We start from the raw sequence: 609 nt of genomic DNA on the forward strand, positions 1-609 counted from the left end.
AAGATGCTGATAAACAACCTGAATCTGCGGATCAAAAACAACACCTTTATACCCTGTTGCAAACGTTCTACCGCTCGTTAAAGAACCGCTAAACTGTTTACCCTTTAACGCCACAACCTTGCCCCGTGAAAGGGTCAAAACATCACCCTTAAAAAGACCATACGATACCACCCCATCTATATAAAAACCCCTATCATGCTGCAAACTTCCATAGGCAGCAACAGACCATTTATTAAATGCGCTTTTTTTGCTTTGTTCAACATCCTGAGGGTGTAGAGAAAGATTTCCATAGTTCCCCAAAACTCCAAAGAATGTACGACCATATAAACTCTCAATCTCGTTTAACAAAACACCTGCTTCAAGTGCATTATAATCGAGCTCAGCACCATAGCCATATTCAAAAGCAGATAAATTGGAAGCATAATGATGGCTCCCCCCATAAGCACGCAGAAAAAAGGCTGTCTTTTCATTCTCTTTCCAAGAAGAATGAAAAGCATTGCGCATTATCTCCAACGTCTTATTTTGCGTGATCATATCCACTAAACCAGCATGAAATAAGGCATTTGGCAAAAGAAGATAAGTTGGAACCTGTGGAACAACAGCTCTAAT

General features: G+C 40.2%; 1 protein-coding gene. It reads right to left on the minus strand.

Translation table 11 applies throughout. From position 1 onward, the window contains the following. The coding region (locus ACFIM8_RS09345) for an autotransporter outer membrane beta-barrel domain-containing protein (protein ID WP_375614854.1) at positions 1–609 on the minus strand (609 nt) is incomplete at both ends.

Origin of the sequence: Bartonella sp. AC535YNZD, assembly GCF_042196625.1 — a bacterium.
GTDB lineage: Bacteria > Pseudomonadota > Alphaproteobacteria > Rhizobiales > Rhizobiaceae > Bartonella.